The organism is uncultured Clostridium sp. (genome assembly GCF_937920395.1).
GTDB lineage: Bacteria > Bacillota > Clostridia > Clostridiales > Clostridiaceae > Clostridium_AD.
Genome location: NZ_CALEVF010000038.1, coordinates 14,439 through 34,294 on the forward strand (window position 1 = coordinate 14,439; position 19,856 = coordinate 34,294).

The 19,856-nt window shown below is 30.2% G+C and carries 20 protein-coding genes; 17 read left to right on the forward strand and 3 right to left on the reverse strand.

What is annotated here, in order from left to right; translation table 11 throughout:
- Positions 1 to 34 precede the first annotated feature (34 nt).
- The 10 genes from def to Q0649_RS03565 all read left to right on the forward strand — a co-directional run bounded on the left by def (position 35) and on the right by Q0649_RS03565 (position 9,132).
- Complete coding sequence (gene def / locus Q0649_RS03520) at positions 35 to 487, forward strand: peptide deformylase (RefSeq protein ID WP_298837393.1); 453 nt, start codon at positions 35 to 37, stop codon at positions 485 to 487.
- A gap of 1 nt (position 488) precedes the next feature.
- Positions 489 to 1,418, forward strand: a complete 930-nt coding sequence (gene fmt / locus Q0649_RS03525; RefSeq protein WP_298837396.1) for a methionyl-tRNA formyltransferase — start codon at positions 489 to 491, stop codon at positions 1,416 to 1,418.
- A gap of 30 nt (positions 1,419 to 1,448) precedes the next feature.
- A complete protein-coding gene (gene rsmB / locus Q0649_RS03530) occupies positions 1,449 to 2,777 on the forward strand; it encodes a 16S rRNA (cytosine(967)-C(5))-methyltransferase RsmB (protein WP_298837399.1) in 1,329 nt (442 codons plus the stop codon).
- 46 nt (positions 2,778 to 2,823) lie between these two features.
- Positions 2,824 to 3,861, forward strand: coding sequence for a 23S rRNA (adenine(2503)-C(2))-methyltransferase RlmN (gene rlmN / locus Q0649_RS03535; protein ID WP_298837401.1), 1,038 nt, complete (start codon positions 2,824 to 2,826; stop codon positions 3,859 to 3,861).
- A 12-nt stretch (positions 3,862 to 3,873) separates the two neighbouring features.
- Positions 3,874 to 4,620 (forward strand): Stp1/IreP family PP2C-type Ser/Thr phosphatase, encoded by a 747-nt coding sequence (locus tag Q0649_RS03540; protein ID WP_298837404.1) that lies wholly within the window; start codon positions 3,874 to 3,876, stop codon positions 4,618 to 4,620.
- Positions 4,595 to 6,607 carry a Stk1 family PASTA domain-containing Ser/Thr kinase gene (pknB, locus tag Q0649_RS03545; RefSeq protein ID WP_298837407.1) on the forward strand — a complete coding sequence of 671 codons (2,013 nt, stop codon included), beginning with the start codon at positions 4,595 to 4,597 and terminating at the stop codon, positions 6,605 to 6,607. The genes Q0649_RS03540 and pknB overlap by 26 nt, the downstream gene beginning before the upstream one ends.
- Positions 6,608 to 6,643: 36 nt before the next feature.
- Entirely contained in the window at positions 6,644 to 7,513 is an 870-nt protein-coding gene (gene rsgA, locus Q0649_RS03550) for a ribosome small subunit-dependent GTPase A (protein WP_298837410.1), read from the forward strand.
- Complete coding sequence (rpe, locus tag Q0649_RS03555) at positions 7,510 to 8,160, forward strand: ribulose-phosphate 3-epimerase (protein ID WP_298837413.1); 651 nt, start codon at positions 7,510 to 7,512, stop codon at positions 8,158 to 8,160. The genes rsgA and rpe overlap by 4 nt, the downstream gene beginning before the upstream one ends.
- Positions 8,161 to 8,201: 41 nt before the next feature.
- A complete protein-coding gene (locus Q0649_RS03560) occupies positions 8,202 to 8,837 on the forward strand; it encodes a thiamine diphosphokinase (RefSeq protein WP_298837416.1) in 636 nt (211 codons plus the stop codon).
- Between the two features lie 124 nt (positions 8,838 to 8,961).
- Positions 8,962 to 9,132, forward strand: coding sequence for a hypothetical protein (locus Q0649_RS03565; RefSeq protein WP_298837419.1), 171 nt, complete (start codon positions 8,962 to 8,964; stop codon positions 9,130 to 9,132).
- A gap of 354 nt (positions 9,133 to 9,486) precedes the next feature.
- Here the strand turns inward: Q0649_RS03565 and rpmB are convergent, their stop codons facing one another.
- Positions 9,487 to 9,678: a 50S ribosomal protein L28 gene (gene rpmB, locus Q0649_RS03570; protein WP_298837422.1), complete on the reverse strand. Its 192-nt coding sequence runs from the start codon at positions 9,676 to 9,678 to the stop codon at positions 9,487 to 9,489.
- 196 nt (positions 9,679 to 9,874) lie between these two features.
- Here rpmB and Q0649_RS03575 point away from each other — a divergent pair, with 196 nt between their 5' ends.
- From Q0649_RS03575 to Q0649_RS03600, 6 genes are all read left to right on the forward strand, one after another.
- On the forward strand, positions 9,875 to 10,225 hold the full coding sequence (locus tag Q0649_RS03575; RefSeq protein ID WP_298837425.1) for an Asp23/Gls24 family envelope stress response protein: 351 nt from the start codon (positions 9,875 to 9,877) through the stop codon (positions 10,223 to 10,225).
- A 13-nt stretch (positions 10,226 to 10,238) separates the two neighbouring features.
- The gene (locus tag Q0649_RS03580; protein ID WP_298837428.1) at positions 10,239 to 11,897 is read left to right on the forward strand and encodes a DAK2 domain-containing protein; all 1,659 of its coding nucleotides are present in this window, start codon (positions 10,239 to 10,241) and stop codon (positions 11,895 to 11,897) included.
- 89 nt (positions 11,898 to 11,986) lie between these two features.
- Positions 11,987 to 14,023, forward strand: a complete 2,037-nt coding sequence (gene recG / locus Q0649_RS03585; protein ID WP_298837431.1) for an ATP-dependent DNA helicase RecG — start codon at positions 11,987 to 11,989, stop codon at positions 14,021 to 14,023.
- Positions 14,024 to 14,098: 75 nt separating this feature from the next.
- Positions 14,099 to 14,662, forward strand: a complete 564-nt coding sequence (gene rsmD, locus Q0649_RS03590) for a 16S rRNA (guanine(966)-N(2))-methyltransferase RsmD (protein WP_298837433.1) — start codon at positions 14,099 to 14,101, stop codon at positions 14,660 to 14,662.
- An 80-nt stretch (positions 14,663 to 14,742) separates the two neighbouring features.
- Positions 14,743 to 15,225, forward strand: a complete 483-nt coding sequence (gene coaD / locus Q0649_RS03595; protein ID WP_298837436.1) for a pantetheine-phosphate adenylyltransferase — start codon at positions 14,743 to 14,745, stop codon at positions 15,223 to 15,225.
- A 9-nt stretch (positions 15,226 to 15,234) separates the two neighbouring features.
- Complete coding sequence (locus Q0649_RS03600) at positions 15,235 to 15,759, forward strand: ATPase (protein WP_298837439.1); 525 nt, start codon at positions 15,235 to 15,237, stop codon at positions 15,757 to 15,759.
- Here Q0649_RS03600 and ylbJ read toward each other — a convergent pair.
- Positions 15,742 to 16,920: a sporulation integral membrane protein YlbJ gene (gene ylbJ / locus Q0649_RS03605; RefSeq protein WP_298837442.1), complete on the reverse strand. Its 1,179-nt coding sequence runs from the start codon at positions 16,918 to 16,920 to the stop codon at positions 15,742 to 15,744. The genes Q0649_RS03600 and ylbJ overlap by 18 nt on opposite strands.
- 125 nt (positions 16,921 to 17,045) lie before the next feature.
- On the reverse strand, positions 17,046 to 18,269 hold the full coding sequence (locus tag Q0649_RS03610; protein ID WP_298837445.1) for a nucleotidyltransferase: 1,224 nt from the start codon (positions 18,267 to 18,269) through the stop codon (positions 17,046 to 17,048).
- 370 nt (positions 18,270 to 18,639) lie between these two features.
- On the opposite strand from Q0649_RS03610, the gene Q0649_RS03615 reads away from it, so the two are divergent.
- A complete protein-coding gene (locus Q0649_RS03615; RefSeq protein ID WP_298837448.1) occupies positions 18,640 to 19,833 on the forward strand; it encodes an acetate kinase in 1,194 nt (397 codons plus the stop codon).
- The last annotated feature ends 23 nt before the right edge of the window (positions 19,834 to 19,856 follow it).

A 19,856-nucleotide genomic window follows, 5' to 3' on the forward strand; every position in this document is an offset into this window, starting at 1 on the left:
AAAACTTATAATTGAGTTAGAAGGAGGTTAATACATGGCAACAAGAACGATTAGAATATATGGTGATGAGTTATTAAGAAAAAAAAGTAGGGTTGTAGATGAAGTTAATCAAAGAATTTTATTGTTAATCAAGGATATGAAAGAAACTATGTATGTTTCTAATGGGATAGGACTTGCGGCGCCGCAGGTTGGCATTTTAAAAAGAATAGTTGTTATTGATATTGGTGAGGGGCTTATAGCGTTAATAAATCCGAAGATTGTTAAAAGGGAAGGTTCACAAATCGCAAGCGAGGGTTGTTTAAGCATACCAGGAACACAAAAAAATGTAGATAGACCAGAAAAAGTAAGTGTTTCCGCATTAAATGAAATGGGCGAGAAAATCGTAATAGAGGGAGAAGGTCTTCTTGCAAGAGCACTCTGCCATGAAATTGATCATTTAGATGGTATATTGTTTATAGACAAAGCAATAGAGGGTGAGATGCAATAATATGAAGATTATTTTTATGGGAACACCAGAATTTTCAGTACCATCTCTGCAATCACTTATTAATGAATTCCAAGTTTCGGCTGTATTTACTCAGCCAGATAGACCAAAAGGAAGAGGCAAAAATTTAGCTATGTCAGCTGTTAAGCAGTTAGCAATAACGTATAATATACCAGTATATCAGCCTTTAAAACTTAGAAATAATGTTGAAATGATAGATATAATTAAGAATTTAAAACCAGATTTTATTGTAGTGGTAGCATTTGGGCAAATTCTTCCAAAGTCAGTTTTAGATATTCCCAAATATGGATGTATAAATTTGCACGCATCTTTGTTGCCAAAATATAGAGGCGCAGCACCTATAAATTGGTGCATAATTAATGGGGAGAGTAGTTCTGGTAACACAACAATGCTTATGGATGTTGGCCTTGATACTGGTGATATGCTTTTAACAAATGAGGTTGAAATTACTACAGATATCACAGCTGGGGAACTTACAGATGTTCTTAGTAGTAGTGGTGCACAGCTATTAGTTGAAACAATAAATGCAGTAATAAACAATAAAATTAAACCCATTAAACAAGAAGATAAGTTTAGTACATATGCGTCTAAGTTAGATAAGAAAATGGCGAGTATTGACTGGGCATGTAGTAATATTGATATTCATAATTTTATAAGAGGTTTAAATCCATCACCAATTGCTTATACTCATTATGATGATAACGTAATGAAAATATATAAGTCAAGAATATTAAATGAGTTATCAGATAAACAGGTTGGATGCATTATAGATGTTTCAAAAGATGGGTTAAGGGTATCAACTGGCAGTGGGGTTTTACTTATTGAGGAAATTCAGTTTCCAGGTAAAAAACCTTTAAAAGTAAAGGATTATATAATAGGTAATAAAATAGATTTAGGCACGATACTTAAATAATTAAATCACAAGGGAAATTGAGGTAAGAGTATGAGCAATAGTAGACTGGTTGCAGTTACAATTATAGAAAAAGTATTAAATGAGAATGCTTATTCGAATATTGTTTTAGGATTAGAGCTTAATAAATCAGAACTAAACGATAAAGATAAAGCGTTAGTTACAGAAATAGTTTATGGAACTCTAAAATACAAATATACTATAGATAAAATATTGCAACACTTTGTTAAAAATGGTTTTGATAAGTTAGAAAGTTTTGTTTTAAATATATTAAGAATATCAGTTTATCAAATTAGATATTTAGATAAAGTACCGAGTTTTGCAACTGTTAATGAGGCTGTAAATTTAACTAAGAAAAAGAGTAACATAGGAGCATCAAAACTTGTTAATGGTGTACTTAGAAGTTACCTTAGGGAAACAGGTGAAAAGTACTATAACAAAGAGAATGATATTGAAAGATTATGTTTCGAGTATTCATTTACTAAGGCATTGGTTAAACTATTTATAAAGCAATATGGATTTCAAAAAGCTGAAGAAATTCTAAAGGGATTAAATTATAAGCCTGATGTTACAGTTAGGGTTAATACTTTAAAATTAACTTATAAAGAAATATGGGAAAAGCTTATAGAAAATGGTTATAATATAGAAGAAGGTTATGCGTCACCAGAAGCAATACGAATTATTAAAGGTAAAAACATAGAAAATAACATTTTATTTAACGAAGGTAATATAACGGTTCAAGATGAAAGCGCAATGCTTACGGCACCTTCTATGGATCTAAAACCAAATATGAAAGTCTTAGATCTTTGCAGTGCACCAGGTGGAAAAACAACGCATATAGCAGAGCTTATGAAAAATACAGGTCATGTCCTAGCGTTTGATATACATAAAAACAAATTGTCTTTAATAGAAGAAAATATAAAGCGAATAGGAATTACAAATACAACTTGTGAAGCTCAAGATGCTACTGTATATGCTCCAGGTTTGTTTGAATATGCTGATAGAGTGCTTATAGATGTACCATGTTCAGGGCTAGGAATTATCAGGAAAAAACCTGAAATAAAGTGGAGCAAAAATATAAAAGATATAAATAATATAATAGATATACAAAGACGTATAATGGATAATGCATCAAAATACGTAAAAAAAGGCGGAGTACTTTTGTATTCAACATGTACCCTTAATAAAGATGAAAACGAAGGCAATATTGATTGGTTTGTAGAGTCACACTGCGAGTTTAAGATAGAACCTGTATTTTTAGGGGAATTTGATAATATAAAATATAACGACAAAGGGTATGTTACTATATTTCCAAATGAATACATGGATGGCTTTTTTATAGCTAAACTTATAAAAGCTTAGCGGCGATATAAAGCTCGTGAGTGTATAAAACGATTGGGTGTGTAAAATGATAAATATATTAGATATGGATTTAGAAGAACTGAAGCAGTGGATGAAAAGTAATGGGGGAAGTAAATTTAGGGCTAAACAAGTATATGATTGGATTTATAAGGATATTTGGAAATTCGAAGATATGAATAATATTCCACAAAGTATAAAGGAAAAGTTACAAACAAATTTTTATATAGGAATACCAAAGCTTGTAGAAGAATATACTTCTAAACATAATGATACAAGAAAATATCTCTTTGAACTGGGCGATGGTAATTTAATTGAATGTGTTGTTATGAAATATAAACATGGGAATTCTATATGTATATCTACTCAAGTTGGATGTAGAATGGGATGTAAATTTTGTGCATCTACTATCGGAGGAATGATTAGGAATATAACCCCGGGAGAAATGCTTGCTCAAATATTAAAATCACAACATCTGATTAACGAGCGAATTTCTAATGTCGTACTAATGGGAAGCGGCGAACCATTTGACAATTTTGACAATGTAATGAAATTCCTTGAAATTGTAAATTCACAAAATGGATTAAATATCGGACAAAGACATATAACTATATCTACGTGTGGTATAGTACCAAAAATTAAAGAGTTTGCAGATTTTAATATGCAAACTACACTTGCTATTTCACTTCATGCACCTAGTGATGAAATCAGAATGAAGAGTATGCCAATTGCAAATAAGTATTCTATTGCAGAAATTATTGATGTTTCTAAGTATTATATAGACAAAACTAATAGGCGAATAACATTTGAATATGCTCTTGTTAAGGGACTTAATGATAGTAAGGTAGATGCGGAAAAACTAAGTACTTTGTTAAAAGATATGTTATGCCATGTTAATTTAATCCCAGTTAATGAGATTAAAGAAAATGAACTAAAAAGATCTTCAAATGATGATGTGGCTGAGTTTAAGAGGGTCCTTGAGGCTAATAACATTCAGACTACGATAAGACGAGAAATGGGGCTAGATATTAATGCTGCATGTGGACAGCTTAGAAGAAGTCATATTAAAAGTGAAGAACTTAAATGAGGAGGTATAACAATGCTTGGGGTTTTATCAGATGTTGGGAATGTTAGAAAAATAAATGAAGACTCTGTAGGTTATTTAGAAAGTAGTGATTATGATATTTATGTTGTTGCGGATGGCATGGGAGGACACAATGCTGGTGAAGTAGCAAGTGATTTAGCAATTAAGGTTATAATGGAATATATAAAGAATAATTATAAAGATAAAGAACTTAAAAAAGTTCTTTCAGAAAGTATAAAATGTGCAAACAAGAAAATTTATGAGATGGCGAGTCAAAGCGATTCACTTAAAGGAATGGGTACAACTATAACAATTTGTTTTAGAAAACAGAATGAAATGATTGTTGCAAATGTAGGGGATAGTAGTTGTTATATTATAGACAGCAAAAGAAAATTAGTGAAAGTTACAAGGGACCATTCACTAGTGCAACAGTTGTTAGATAATGGAACTATAACTGAAGAAAAGGCAAGAAATCATCCAAATAAAAATATTATAACAAGGGCACTTGGAACAAATGAGTTAGTAGAAGTTGATTTGTTTGACCTTGATTTGACCAATGTGATTAAATGTATTTTATGTACAGATGGTCTTACTAATGATGTGACTTATTCTGAAATGTATGATATTATTGTTGAAAATGATAATGCTACAAGTTGTAAAATGTTAGTTGATTTAAGCAAATTTAATGGAGGACGTGATAATATATCGGTTATCGTGTTTGAAGGAGAGTGCAGAGATGATAGGAACCATATTAGGGAGTAGATATGAACTCCTTGAAAAAATTGGAGAGGGTGGAATGGCAATAGTTTATAAAGCTAAGTGCCAATTACTCAACCGTTTTGTTGCTGTAAAAATACTAAAAGAAGAGTTTTCAAATAATATAGATTTTATGGAAAAATTTAGAAAGGAAGCGTTGTCTGTAGCTAGCCTTTCATCAAATAATATAGTTAACATTTACGATGTTGGAAGTGAAAGGGATATTAACTATATAGTAATGGAATATATAAAAGGTAAGACGCTTAAAGAAATTATAGTTGAAAAAGGCAGCATGAGCACTGAATTGGTATTAGACTATGGTATGCAAATAGCAAAAGCACTTGAATGTGCTCATAAAAATAACATTATACATAGAGATATAAAACCTCATAATATTCTTGTAACTGAAGATGGAACCGTTAAGGTTACAGACTTCGGTATAGCAAAAGCGGCAAGTTCTGTTACTATAACTAATACTAGCACTGTAATGGGGTCAGCACATTATTTCTCACCAGAGCAAGCTAAAGCAAGCTTTGTAGACTGCAGAACAGATATTTATTCATTTGGAATAGTGTTATATGAGATGGTAACAGGCAGAGTGCCTTATGATGCAGATAGTCCAGTCTCAGTAGCTTTAAAGCATATACAAGAAAAGGTTGTACCACCTAAGGAAGTTAATGATAAGGTTCCAGAAAATTTGAATAAATTAATACTAAAGGCTATAGAGAAAGAACCAATAAAGAGGTATCAGACTGCAAAAGAAATGTATTTGGATCTTCAGAGAATACAAAGTAATAGTGATTATACTATTGCTGGTAATAACATGGATAATGAGTACACAAGAGTTATGGCACCTGTAAATGTGGCTGACTATGAAAAAAAAGATGACGTGGCTGAAAGTCCAGAGCAAATGCCAAAAAGTGAAAATAAAAATAAAGATAAGAATAAAAATAAAAATAAAAATAAGAATAATAAAAAGACAATAATTGTGGCTTCAATAATTTTATTTATTGTTTTATTTAGTGCGTTAGGTTACATATATATGAATAATAACTCAGATAAAAATGGTGCAACTCAAGTTGAAACTAAGATAGTAGTTCCTACAATAATAGGGCTTGATAAGGCTGCTGCAGAAAAATTAGTCCTATCAAAGGGTTTAACTTTTGTAGTTAATAAAGAAGTAACTAGTGACGCACCAAAAGGTGAGGTTACAGCATGTTTTCCTGATGAGGGAACAAATGTAACTGCTAATTCAGAAGTAAGAGTTTATGTGAGCAAAGGTCCAGAGGGGTTCAAAATGCCTTCTGTAAAAGGACTTGATGAAAATTCAGCAAAAGCAAGCATAGATGAAAATGGATTGGTACTTAATAACACCACAAAGGATTTCAGTGATACAGTTGCTAGTGGTAATGTAATAAGCCAAGATCCAATAGGAGACACTTTAGTTCAAAAGGGTGATAGTGTGGACTTAGTAATAAGTGAGGGACCTGAAGTTAAACTTACAAAGGTACCAAATTTATTTGGATTATCTTTAAAGGCAGCATCAACATCATTGCAAGGATCATATTTAACATTAGGTGATCAAAAATCAGTAATAACTACGGATGAATCGCAGGATGGTCAAATTTTCAGTCAAAGTATTCAGTCTAATACTAGTGTCCAGCAGGGCAGCTCTGTAGGAGTTAGTTATTATACCTATAAAGAACCTGCAAAAGAACAAGTTGATGTTCCAAATTTTAATGGAAAAACTGTTAAAGATGCAAGAAATTTAGCTGCTCAATCTAAGATAACTATATCTGTATCTGGCAATGATGAAGATATAATTCAAACGCAAGATAAAGGTGCAGGAACTAAAGTTAATGTTGGAGATACTATAACTTTAACATCTAAAGCGGCAGTGCAAGATCCAATTAAAACTGATCCAACGACAAGTCCAACGACAAGTCCAAATACAAGTACAAACACAAACACAAATCATAAAACAGGTAAGTAAAAGAATATAAAATTAAAGGTAAATGGTGGAGGATATATGCAGGGAGTAATCACAAAGGGTATAGGTGGATTATATTTTGTAAAAGTTAAAGATAGGGTAATAGAATGTAAGGCAAGAGGAAAGTTCAGGTACACTGGACTTTCTCCTGTTATTGGTGATAAAGTAGAAATAATTCTTGAGACAGATGAAACTAAGGGTGTAATTGAAAAGATTTTCCCAAGAGATACAGAGATGATACGACCAGTAGTTGCTAATGTTACTCAAGCATTTGTAGTTTTTGCATTTAAAAAACCTGATTTAAATATGGAACTTCTTAATAAATTTTTAGTTCTTTGTGAGCATTATACACTAAAAATAGTTCTTTGCTTAAATAAGTTGGATTTAGTTGAGAAAGTTGATGAGGAGCTTATAAAAGAATTAAAAAGTGTTGGATGTGATATTGTATTTTTAAAAGCAAAAGAAGGCGAGGGCCTTGACGCTCTAAGGGAGAAAATAAAAAATAATATATCTGTTTTTTGTGGACCGTCTGGAGTCGGAAAGTCAACTATACTTAATAATATACTTGGAAGAGAAGCTATGAAAACTGGAGACATAAGTAAAAAATCTCAAAAGGGTAAACACACCACACGTCATAGTGAACTTATTGAATATGAAGAAGGCTTTCTACTCGATACTCCAGGTTTTTCATCATTAAGTTTAGATTTTATAGAGAAAGAGCAATTACAGTATTGTTTCCCAGAATTTGAAAAATACAGATATGAATGTAGGTTTTCTAATTGTATGCATTACAAGGAACCTAATTGTGGAGTTAAGGAAGCTGTAGAGGCTAACGAAGTATACAAGGACAGATATAAATTTTATGTAAAAACACTAGAAGAAATTATTGCTAGGGGGAATAGGAAATGATAAAAATAGCACCATCAATACTGTCAGCTGATTTTTCAAGGTTAGGAGAACACATTAAGCAATTAGATGCATATGGTGCGGATATGATTCATATTGATGTAATGGATGGTATGTTCGTACCTAACATTTCTTTTGGTACTCCAATAATTAAGAGTATCAGAAAACTAACAAGGCTTCCATTTGACGTACATCTTATGATAGAAGAACCATCTAGATATGTAGAAGAATTTGTAAATGCAGGAGCTGATATAATAACCATTCATTATGAAACCGATAGGCATATTGATAGGACTATTAATTATATAAAAAGTTTTGGGGTTAAAGTAGGAGTTGCATTAAATCCTGCAACTCCTGTAGCTTTATTAAAGTATTTGATAAGTAATGTTGACATGGTACTTATTATGACAGTAAACCCGGGATTTGGAGGACAAAAATTTATTGAATACTGCTCAGATAAAGTTAAAGAAGTTAGAGCTCTTGCAGATATTTATAATAAAGATATTATGATTCAAGTAGATGGTGGAATTGATGAATCTAATGTTCATGATGTTGTGAATAGTGGGGCTAATGTAATTGTAGCTGGGTCAGCTGTATTTAGAAATGATGAGATTGAAAAAAATATAAAAAAATTAAAAGCTGGAATTTGATAATGATTATATAATTAACAGCTTCGAAGGTGATGAGTGATATGAAGGTTGTAATAATATCAGGAGGGGCGCCTCCCTCAAAGGAATTACTTACAAAAGAAATTACAAAGGATACATTTTTAATTGGAGCTGACAGTGGTGCAAATTGTTTGTATCAATATAATATTAAGCCTGATTTACTTGTAGGAGATTTTGATAGCATAGATGAAGACATATTAGATTATTACAAAAAAAATAATTTTTCTACAGAGATTTATCCGACCGAAAAGGATTTTACTGATACTGAAATTGCAGTTAGAAAGGCTATAGGCATGAAGCCAAGTGAAATAGTCCTTTTAGGATGCACTGGTAGTAGAGTTGATCATATGCTTGGAAATATTGGAATGCTTAAGATTTGTTTGGAAAATAGTGTAAATTCTTTTATTAAAGATGAAAATAATGTTATTATGTTAACTAATGATTCAACAGTATTAAATGGAATCATAGGTGAAATATTTTCAGTACAATCTTATGGTGATGAAATAATTGGATTAACAATTGAAGGTGCTAAATATCCATTACATAATTATAATTTAAAGATTGGTGAGAGCATAACTATTTCAAATGAGTTTACATGCCCTCAAGTTAAACTTAAATTTAAATCTGGAACTTTGATGATATTATTATCAAAAGATTAATATTCATATAAAAAACTATTTTTTCATTGATTAATTCAATAAAAAAATAGTTTTTTATTTTTGTAAACATTATTAAAAGTAAATCATATAATATTATTGGAATACTTTGAGAGGAGAATAACTTATGAAAAGGTGGTTTAGGTGTTTACAAAGGCAACTTGGAGTAATCATTGCATGTTTAGGAATAGGAATTTTAATAGTAGTAATAGTTCCATTTTGGTGGTGGATAATTGTCGTGGGAGGAGGAATCGTTTATATTGGGTTTAATATAATGGATCATAACGATCATTGTTAGTGACATTTAGACTATAGGGGTAGTATTTAAATAAATTAATAAAGTCTAGTTCATTTAATTTATAAAAAATTACAATTGAAGATTCTATATATTATGTTTGGGGGGTAAGAAAATGAGAATTGTAGCTATTAAATTACCGAGATTTATGTCCCGAATAATCAAATTCTTTTTAAAAAAATAACATAGAAGAGTTAAAATTAAGTTCTGGAATTGAATTTTGATAAAAATGCAATCTTAAAATTGTATTTAAATAAAAAATACAGCTTTAGAGTTGTATTTAAATAAAAAAATACAACTTTATAAGTTGCATTTAAATAAAAAATGCAGCTGAAAAGCTGCATTCTTATTTCTTAATTATATAGCACGTTGTACTTTACCTGAACGAAGACATCTAGTACATACATGTATAGATTTAGGCGTTCCGCTAACTATAGCTTTAACTTTTTGAATATTTGGAGCCCATTTTCTTTTTGATTCACGGTGTGAGTGACTATATTGGCTACCTGAAACAACACCTTTATCGCATATATCGCATTTTCTTGACAATGAAAACACCTCCTTAAGACTATGAAGAAAAAATTCTTCTCAATTGAAACACGCATTATTGTAACATAGATACCACTACTCTTGCAAGTTAAAAACAAATTAATTACTAAGGATAGTAATTATAAAATTAATTTTGTTGAATAAATTAGTGATATAATATAATATAATCTATATAGCTTTATAAGGAGGAATTACAATGAAAGGTAACATTACAAACGAGAATGGTATTATATATTATTCAGAAGAAGCGTTAGCTAATATAGTTGGCATTTCTACAACGGAGTGTTATGGAGTTGTCGGCATGGCACTTAAAAATGCTACGGATGGATTTTGGCAACTAATTAAAAGTGATGGTTTAAATAAAGGAGTTAAAATTAATTCTAAAGAAAACAAACTATTTATCGAATTATATATAATTGTTGAATATGGTACAAAAATTTCAATAATAGCAAATAATATAATTCAGAAAATAAGATATAACGTTGAAAATTATACAGGACTAAAAGTTGCAGAAATAACAGTAAACGTACAAGGTGTAAGGGTTTAAGGGGGTATGGAAAGTGGAATGCTTAAAGATTAATGGACAACATTTCCGAAACATGGTAATTAATGCATCAAATAGATTAGAAGATGAGAAAGAATACGTAAATTCACTAAATGTATTTCCAGTTCCAGATGGAGATACAGGTACTAATATGTCAATGACATTTAAAGCTGCAGTGAAAGAAATCGAGAATATACAAACTGAATCTATTTCTGAGATAGCTAAAATATTAGCTAGAGGTGCACTTATGGGTGCAAGAGGTAATTCGGGAGTAATATTATCACAAATATTTAGAGGCATTGCAAAGGGGCTAGAAGGCTTAACAGAAGCTACATCTGAAGAATTTGCTAAAAGTATTTTGGAAGGCGCTAAGTTTGCATATAAAGCTGTTATGAGACCTACTGAAGGAACTATTTTAACTATTATTAAGACTGCTGGTGAAACTGCAGTTAATAGTGGAGCTACTGATGTTGTAGAACTTATGAATGAGGTTTGTGAGCATAGTGAAATAATGCTAAATAAAACTCCGGATATGCTTGCAGCATTAAAAGAAGCAAAAGTTGTAGATGCAGGTGGTATGGGGCTTCTCATATTGTTTAAAGGGATGAGGGAAGCTGTAAGTAATAATATTGAGGCTAAAATTTACAATACAAACAAACAAAGCATTAAAAAAGAAACTGTTGTATCTGCAGCAGGAGAAGCTCCTGAAGAAATAAAATTTGGATATTGTACTGAATTATTAGTTATAGCTAGGGATGTTGATATAAATAAACTAAAAGAGTATTTAGAAAAGATTGGAGACTCAATGGTCGTAGTTTCACAAGATGAGTTTCTAAAAATTCACATACACACAAATGATCCAGGACTTGTGCTTTCTAAAGCAGTAACACTAGGGGAACTCTCTAAGGTTAAAATTGAAAATATGAGAGATCAACATAGAAACTTATTAGGAATAATTGATGATAAAGTAGAAAAATCATTAGGAAAAGATATAACAAATGCAAATGTAATAGAAAATAAAAAATATGGATTTATATCTGTTGCACTTGGAGAAGGAATTAAAAATATTTTTGAGGATTTAGGTGTGGATGTTGTAATAGAAGGCGGACAAACTATGAATCCCAGTATACAAGATATAATAGATAGTATAAGTAAAATTAATGCTGAAAATATATTTGTATTACCTAATAATAAGAACATACTTATGGCAGCACTTCAAGCGGCCGAACTGTCAGATAAAAATATAGTGGTAATTCCATCTAAAACTATTCCACAGGGAATAACTGCAGTAACAATGTTTAATGAAGAGCTTAGTGTAGAGGAAAACGAGAAAAAATTGAAAGAAGCAATAAAAAATGTAGCTACTGCTTCTGTAACATATGCAGTTAAGGATACTGAATCTGATGGAAAGATAATAAAACAGGGAAATGTTTTAGGATTAGTGGAGCAAAAAATTTGCGAGGTTGGAACTGATATTTATAAAGTCTGTGCTGATATTATTGAAAGTATGGTAAATGATAGTAGTGAACTTATCACAATCTTTTATGGAGAAGATTGTGTTGTAAGCGAAGTAGAAAAGCTTGTTTCTGAGTTAGAACATAAATATCCGAATTTAGACATTCAGCAATATAATGGGAAACAACCACTATATTATTTTATTGCTTCAGTTGAATAAAAGCCCTCGGGCTTTTTTTCATGTATATTAAGCTGCGAGAAACGAAATAAATAGTACTATTAATAAAATATATTTCCGGGGTGATATTTATGGATACTTATAGTGAGATTAAATATGTAAAAGGTGTTGGCCCTAAAATGGCAGAGAGCTTGAATAAGTGTGGAATATTTAATGTGCTAGATTTGTTATTATATTTTCCACGAGATTATGAGAATGTATCTGTCCGTAAAAGCATCTTAGACTGCGAAAAAACTGAGAAAGTAATTATCGAGTGCACCGTTTTAAATATATTAAAGGATATTAGGTTAAAAAATAATAGGACTCTTTCTACCATAATTTTTTGCCAAGGTGATAATAAATTTAAAGGTAAATGGTTTAATCAAATTTACGCAAAAAATAGTTTTGCAATTTCTAGCAAGTATCTTATCACAGGTAAGGTTGATAAATTTAAGGACGAAATTACAATTATGAACCCTAAAATAGTAAAAAATACGTCAATGGATACAAATGAAATTATAGCCACTTACCCTCTTAAGAATAATATTACAAATAATTTTTTTAATAAGATTATTTCTGATGTTTTGTGTAATATTATAGTAACAGAAAATTTGCCAAAGGGGATAATAGAAAAATATTGTTTTTGTTCTTTAAATGATGCAATTAGAAATATCCATAGTCCTAAAAGTTTAGAACTCCTTAATGAAGCAAAAAGAAGACTTAAATTTCAGGAGCTTTTTACATATTCATTAAAAATATTAATGTTAAAAGAATTTATAAAATCTAATAATAATGGTATCCAATTTAAAATGGCAAAGGAACTTACAACTTTAAAGGCAAAGCTTCCTTATAATCTTACTAAGGCACAAAGTAAAGTTGTAAGAGAAATTTTAATAGATCAAAAGAAGGATATCGCTATGAATCGCTTGCTACAGGGGGATGTTGGAAGTGGTAAAACTATAGTTGCTATTATTACTATGTTTAATGTTGTAAAAAATGGTTATCAAACAGCCATGATGGCACCAACTGAGATTTTAGCAAAGCAACATTATGAAGAAATCAAAAATATATTAAAGGATTTTTCATTAAATATACAAATATTGAGTGGAAGCACAACTGCTAAAAACAAACAATTAATTAAACAAGATTTAAAAAATGGAGTTATTGACATTATAGTTGGGACTCATGCACTTATCGAGGATAATGTAGAATTTGAAAATTTAGGTATGATTGTTACTGATGAGCAACATCGTTTTGGAGTATCACAAAGAAACAGGTTTTCTAATAAGGGAAAAAACATAGATATCCTTGTAATGACAGCAACACCTATTCCGAGAACACTATCTTTATATTTGTATGGTGATTTAGATGTATCTATTATAGATGAATTACCACCAGGTAGACAGAAAATTGATACATCTAATGAAAGTATGGAGAATAGTGGTAAAGTATATGAATTTGCTTTAAATGAAATTAATAAGGGAAGACAGGTTTATATAGTTTGTCCACTTGTGGAGGAAAATGAAGAAATGAAATTAAGCTCGGTGGAGATGCTTTATGAAAAATTGAAAACAGAACAGTTTAAATCTATAGAAGTAGGAATGGTATATGGTAAAATGCCAAGTAAACTTAAAAATGAAATCATGGATAAATTTAAAGCTGGAGAAATTAAAGCTTTGGTTTCAACTACAGTAATTGAGGTTGGCGTAAATGTACCAAATGCTACAGTTATGATAGTTGAAAATGCAGAAAGATTTGGACTTGCCCAACTTCATCAACTTAGGGGAAGAGTAGGGAGAGGGGAGCATAAATCTTATTGTATACTGCTTGCAAATATCAAAAACAATATAGTAAGAAGAAGGCTTGGAATACTTATAAGAAGTAATGATGGTTTTTATATTGCAGAGGAAGATTTAAAAACTAGGGGCGCTGGAGAATTATTTGGAATAAGGCAACATGGTGAATCAGGTTTGATTTTATCAGATGTAATTGAAGATATTGGTATTTTGAAAATCGCAAATAACGAAGCAAAGAGTCTAATACAAAGTGATGATGTATGCGATATTAAGGTGAAAACTGAGATAATACAAAAAATCGAGCAGACTTCTAGCTACATTTGTTTTAATTAGATAAAATATCTTTGTATAAAATACATATATATGTTAAAATATTATCGAAACTTGCTTAGATGGAGGAATAAACATATGAGAATTATAGCGGGAAGTGCAAGAGGAAGAAAATTATTGTCACCAGTTGGGATGGGAACGAGGCCAACATTAGATAGAATAAAAGAAGCTATATTTAATATAATTCAAAATAGAGTGCGTAATGCAGTAGTTGTGGATATGTTCTCAGGTACGGGTAGCTTAGGACTTGAGGCAGCAAGTAGGGGAGCAAAAAAATGCTATCTTATCGATATGGGTGATACTACTTATGAAATGTTACAAGGTAATGTAGACAATTTAAAGTTTAACAATATATGTAAATGCTTAAAAGGTGATACATATAAATACATGGAGCAGTTTTCAAATGATGGTATTGTGTTTGATTTGATTTTTATAGACCCACCATATGCGAAAGATATGATTCCACCTGCTATTGAAATAATTTCTAGAAATAGTCTTTTAAGTAAAGATGGGATTATAGTCTGTAAAATAGATTCATCTGAAGAGATATATGAGGGCAATGGTATTATTCATCTGTCTGATACAAGAAAATATGGTAATACTACTGTATTGTTTTATAAATATAAGGAAACTAATAATTAAAAATTATTAGTTTCCTTAGAAAATACATGGGAATAATTAATAATTATTATTTACCCTAGAGAAAAACGTGGAGGCATCACATGAAAAAAGCAATTTGTCCTGGAAGTTTTGACCCAATAACAAATGGACATTTAGATATTATTGAGAGGGCGTCAAGAGTATTTAATGAATTGATCGTAGGGGTAGTTGTTAATCCTGAAAAAAAATGTTTATTTTCAGTAGATGAGAGAGTAGCACAAATAAAAAATGTAGTGAAAAATTTGCCTAATGTACGTGTGGAGAAGTTTAGTGGTTTACTTGTTCATCTTATGAATAAAGAAGGTGTTAGAGTTATTGTTAAAGGGCTTAGAAGTGTTTCAGACTTCGAATATGAGTTTCAAATGGCAGCAATGAATAATAAACTTGATCCAAGCAAGGAAACTGTGTTTATGATGACAAAAACGGAGTACTGTTATATAAGTTCTACTTCGGTTAAACAGGTTGCGATGCTTGGAGGATCTATTAAAGGGCTAGTACCTGAAGAAATCATTCCAGAAATTATTAGAAAAATTAATTCCAAATAGGGGGGAACTATGGATGTTATAAAGCTTTTAGAATATCTTCAAGGAATTATTGAGAGTTCGTCTAAAATACCTGTTACAGGTAAAGCAGTTATAAATAAGAGAGAAATACTAGATATAATTGATCAAATTATAAATCACCTGCCAGATGAATTTAAGAAGGCACAGTGGGTTTGCGATGAAAAAGAAAGGATTTTAGTTGATGCTAAAAAGCAAGCTAAGATTTTTGAGGAAGAGACAGTTGACAAAATAAGAAGAAGAGTTGAAAAACAAGACTTAGTTAAAGAAGCATTAAATCGGTCTGAAGAAATTATAGCGTCAGCCCAGAGGGATGCTAAAATTATGAGACTTGGCGCCAAGGATTATGCGGATGAAATATTATCCCAATTAGATAAAGAAATTGAATTAAAAGGACAGAAAATGATTCATGAAATTAAAAGTGATGTTCAAGATTTTTTAATACTTATGCAGGGCGAAGTTACAAATACTACAACCTCAATAAGGGAAAATGTAAAAGAACTAAGAGGTATGAAATAATTTAATTATAGTTATGATTAATGATGGTATAATTAAAACTATCAATATTAGTAAGTATAAATCACAATTTTTATATAGACTTATATTGTTAAAAGTAAGAACAGAGGATGCATTTAAAAAAATATAATATAATATTAATGTTAAAATTGAAGAGATTATACCTTGAAAAAATTTTCTCATAATATATTTTTTTATTGAAACAGTATATTTATATGTATAGCTATACACTTGAGAAATGATAGATAAACCACTAAAAGCAATTAAAAAACTCAAAACTGGAAGTTTTACATAAAGATTTGAAGGGCTAGAGGATATTAAATAACATCCATTGGTCATCTCAAGCATTCCCAGAAGTATTCCTTCTATAAAATTACCTGAAGCACCAATAATTAAAGATAATTTATTTATGACAATGTTAAATACGACATTGTCTTTAATTATGCCTGTTATTACTGAAAATATCACAATAAAACCACCTATATTTAAAGCGTTTTTCATAGCATCTTCAATACTGTTTTTTAATATAATACCAATGTTTAAATTATTGAACTCAGATTTAGAAAAATTATTACTCCTATACTTAAGTCTAAAAGTATAATTTTTAGAAGGAATAATTAATCCCATAAAAATGCATGATAGAATATTAGATAACAAGAGTATATAACCAATTTTAGGACTAAACATCATAGAGGTGCCTACTGATCCTAGAATAAATAGGGGGCTTGCATTAGAAGCAATATTTAGCAATCTTTCACAGGAATTTAAATCAATTATGTTTTTTTCATATAAGTCGCAAGTATACCTTGCACCTAGGGGATATCCACAGAGCACACTAACTAAAAGCGCAAAGTTACATTCTTTTGGTAGTTTTAAAGGCCTGCATATTAAATTTCCTAGTAATTTAGAATAAATATGAATACCGTCGTAACCGATTATAATATTTATTATAACTAAAAATGGGAAAAGAGATGGAAAAATTGCATTGAAAAATAATTTAGTACCAGTAATGGTGTACTGTATACAAATATTCGGAGCTAATATTATTTGAACAATGATAAGGGAACAAATAAATGTTACAAAAAAATTTATTTTTAAAGTTTTAAATAAATAAACTAGTAGAAACAATATAGAAATTAATAATATAACTAATAGTAAGTTCAATTTTAAGCCCCTCCTTAAAGTACTACTATACTAAATATATTTGAATTTAGTAAACTTATGTATTAGAATTACTAATTTTAAATATAATAAATGCGACTATCAAATTTTGATAGTCGCATTTATTGTTATTTTATAATAATAGGAGATATTAAATAATCACTACTTGGGTCTACGCTTTTATTTAAGATACTGTAAGCCCTTGTAGATTGAATGTCAAGGCTTAAGGTTTCATTGGTTTTCTTGGATATTTTAGTATAAAGTGGAATGCTACTATTTGTTTTTATAGATTTCAAAATTGATTTTCCTTTTGAGTTAAATCCTAAAACACGGGCATAAGGGCAAGGTATTGATCTTAATCGTGTAGTATCAAAATCATCAAATCCTATAAAATATTGACACAATATCCTGCTAATTCGGCTATAAGTATAACGTTTGCTTTTTATAGATTCAAGTGTATTTGCATAGGTCAAATTATGTTGTAAAGATTTAATGATTTTATTATCAAGTCCTTCAGATACATCTGGTAAATTTATCAATGAGTTTTTTGATGTAGCTGATTTATATTTTATGTATGGAAACATAGAGTCTTCAAATATAAAGTTAGTGTCTTTAGAGTATAAATTTCTAATTTCAGTGAATACTGAAGGTGGAACATAATCTTTAAGATTTGTTAAAATACCATTTTCTTTTACATATCTTCTTATAGCAGTAGCACTTGAAAATTCATTATTTATAAAAGTACTGTTGTAAGATGCACCTTTTCGCTTTAAGGTATAAGGAGTAATTGAACTATTAAGCTTTATTAAACTTTTACAATACTCTATGCCTAGTATATTGTTAGAAGAATTTAAAAAATCACCTAATAATAAGTTAGACATGGACATGTTTGAATTTGTCAAATATTCATAAAGTGCTTTAGCTCTTGCTAAAGGATACGTAATACCTTTAGATAAATAGGTTTTTAATAGTAATTTATATTCAGCAGGTTCTTTAAGTAATATATTTGAAATATTACATATATCATTAATATCTCCATGTTCGCTACCAAAGCATATGTTATCGACTATACCTAAACTGTTTAAAAGACTTATAGCGCCTTGCGCAAAAAATTCTGCAGACGAAACGCTGTAAATAGTTGGTAACTCTAATACTAAATCTACACCGTTGTTTATAGCCATTTTAGTTTTTGTCCATTTATCTATACTTGATGGAATACCGCGTTGAGTAAAATTTCCACTCATAACACAAATTAGGACATCACAATTTGTGAGTTCTTTAGTTTTATTAATATGGTACACATGGCCGTTATGTAATGGGTTATATTCAACAATTATACCCGAAATATTCATAAAATCACCTCGTAGAAGCTTATAGTAATTATAAGTTAATAATTTTTATAGCAAAAAAATTAAATTTAAATATGTGTTAATACAATATTCATTCTGATTTATATATTAAGTTTATAATTAAATTTTATTCATTTGTAATATATATTATATATTATATAACCAATTATTAAAAGTACATATTATCTAAAAAAAAGGTATGAAATTATTATAATATATTGAAATGAATGGGTTAAATAGTGTATATTATATATACATGTTTCAATGTATATAAGAAGACGGTTAATGAATATAAATTACAGATTCAGAAACTTATAAAAAACTAAAGTTTATGAAAAAATAGTTGCAAGTTATTTGGGGAGGTGGATATTTAATGAAAATATTAGTCATAAATTGTGGAAGTTCATCACTTAAGTATCAATTAATTAATATGGAAAATGAACAATGTTTAGCCCTTGGATTAGTTGAGAGAATAGCAACAAAAGGCTCAATATTAACTCAAAAGGTTAATGGGAAAAAGTATGTTATTGAAGAAACAATGCAAAACCATACAGATGCTATTAGATTAGTCCTTACGGCACTTGTAGATAGAGAACATGGAGTTATTAAAGAATTGTCTGAAATAGACGCAGTAGGACATAGAGTAGTTCATGGTGGAGAAAAATATGCAAAGTCAGTTATAATTAATGATGATGTAATGATCGGACTTTCTGAGTGCACAAAACTTGCACCACTTCATAATCCGGCTAATATAATGGGTATAAATGCTTGCATGGAATTGATGCCTAACACGCAAATGGTAGCTGTATTTGATACTGCATTTCATCAAACGATACCAGAGGTTGCGTATATTTACCCACTTCCTTATTACCTTTATACTGAGTATGGTATAAGAAGATATGGATTTCATGGAACGTCACATAAATATATTTCAGTTAGGGCTGCGAAAATGATGGGTCGGGATATAAAAGATTTAAAATTAATAACTTGTCATTTAGGAAATGGAGCAAGTGTTTCCGCAGTAAAGGATGGAAAATCTATAGAAACGAGTATGGGATTCACTCCACTTGAAGGTTTAGCTATGGGAACTAGATGTGGAAGCATAGATCCTGCTATATTAACATATATCATGAAAGAATTAAATTTAACAATTGATGAGGCAAATAATTTAATGAATAAAGAGTCAGGATTTTTAGGAGTATCAGGGGTAAGCAGTGATTTTAGAGATGTAGAATCAGCGGCTATGAACGATGGAAATAAAAGAGCACAGCTGGCAATTGATATATTTTGTTATGGTGTTAAGAAATATATAGGTGCTTATGCTGCGGTAATGGAAGGCGTAGATGCAATTATATTTACTGCAGGACTTGGTGAAAACTCCCCTAGAACTAGAACGAGAATATGCAAGGGATTAGAATTCCTAGGAGCAGTTTTGGATAAGACAAAAAATAACGCAGTAGGAATATGTGCAGAATTAAGTACTGATGATTCAAAAGTTAAGATATTGGTTATACCAACAAATGAAGAGCTAGTAATTGCAAGAGACACCGATGCTCTTATAAAATAAAATACCAAATTTAATCATAAATA

Excerpts from the sequence above, each read along its gene's own strand:
- def (WP_298837393.1), top strand. The coding sequence starts at position 35 with ATGGCAACAAGAACGATTAGAATATATGGTGATGAGTTATTAAGAAAA.
- fmt (WP_298837396.1), top strand. The coding sequence starts at position 489 with ATGAAGATTATTTTTATGGGAACACCAGAATTTTCAGTACCATCTCTG.
- rsmB (WP_298837399.1), top strand. The coding sequence starts at position 1,449 with ATGAGCAATAGTAGACTGGTTGCAGTTACAATTATAGAAAAAGTATTA.
- rlmN (WP_298837401.1), top strand. The coding sequence starts at position 2,824 with ATGATAAATATATTAGATATGGATTTAGAAGAACTGAAGCAGTGGATG.
- Q0649_RS03540 (WP_298837404.1), top strand. The coding sequence starts at position 3,874 with ATGCTTGGGGTTTTATCAGATGTTGGGAATGTTAGAAAAATAAATGAA.
- pknB (WP_298837407.1), top strand. The coding sequence starts at position 4,595 with ATGATAGGAACCATATTAGGGAGTAGATATGAACTCCTTGAAAAAATT.
- rsgA (WP_298837410.1), top strand. The coding sequence starts at position 6,644 with ATGCAGGGAGTAATCACAAAGGGTATAGGTGGATTATATTTTGTAAAA.
- rpe (WP_298837413.1), top strand. The coding sequence starts at position 7,510 with ATGATAAAAATAGCACCATCAATACTGTCAGCTGATTTTTCAAGGTTA.
- Q0649_RS03560 (WP_298837416.1), top strand. The coding sequence starts at position 8,202 with ATGAAGGTTGTAATAATATCAGGAGGGGCGCCTCCCTCAAAGGAATTA.
- Q0649_RS03565 (WP_298837419.1), top strand. The coding sequence starts at position 8,962 with ATGAAAAGGTGGTTTAGGTGTTTACAAAGGCAACTTGGAGTAATCATT.
- Q0649_RS03575 (WP_298837425.1), top strand. The coding sequence starts at position 9,875 with ATGAAAGGTAACATTACAAACGAGAATGGTATTATATATTATTCAGAA.
- recG (WP_298837431.1), top strand. The coding sequence starts at position 11,987 with ATGGATACTTATAGTGAGATTAAATATGTAAAAGGTGTTGGCCCTAAA.
- rsmD (WP_298837433.1), top strand. The coding sequence starts at position 14,099 with ATGAGAATTATAGCGGGAAGTGCAAGAGGAAGAAAATTATTGTCACCA.
- coaD (WP_298837436.1), top strand. The coding sequence starts at position 14,743 with ATGAAAAAAGCAATTTGTCCTGGAAGTTTTGACCCAATAACAAATGGA.
- Q0649_RS03600 (WP_298837439.1), top strand. The coding sequence starts at position 15,235 with ATGGATGTTATAAAGCTTTTAGAATATCTTCAAGGAATTATTGAGAGT.
- Q0649_RS03610 (WP_298837445.1), bottom strand. The coding sequence starts at position 18,269 with ATGAATATTTCGGGTATAATTGTTGAATATAACCCATTACATAACGGC.
- Q0649_RS03615 (WP_298837448.1), top strand. The coding sequence starts at position 18,640 with ATGAAAATATTAGTCATAAATTGTGGAAGTTCATCACTTAAGTATCAA.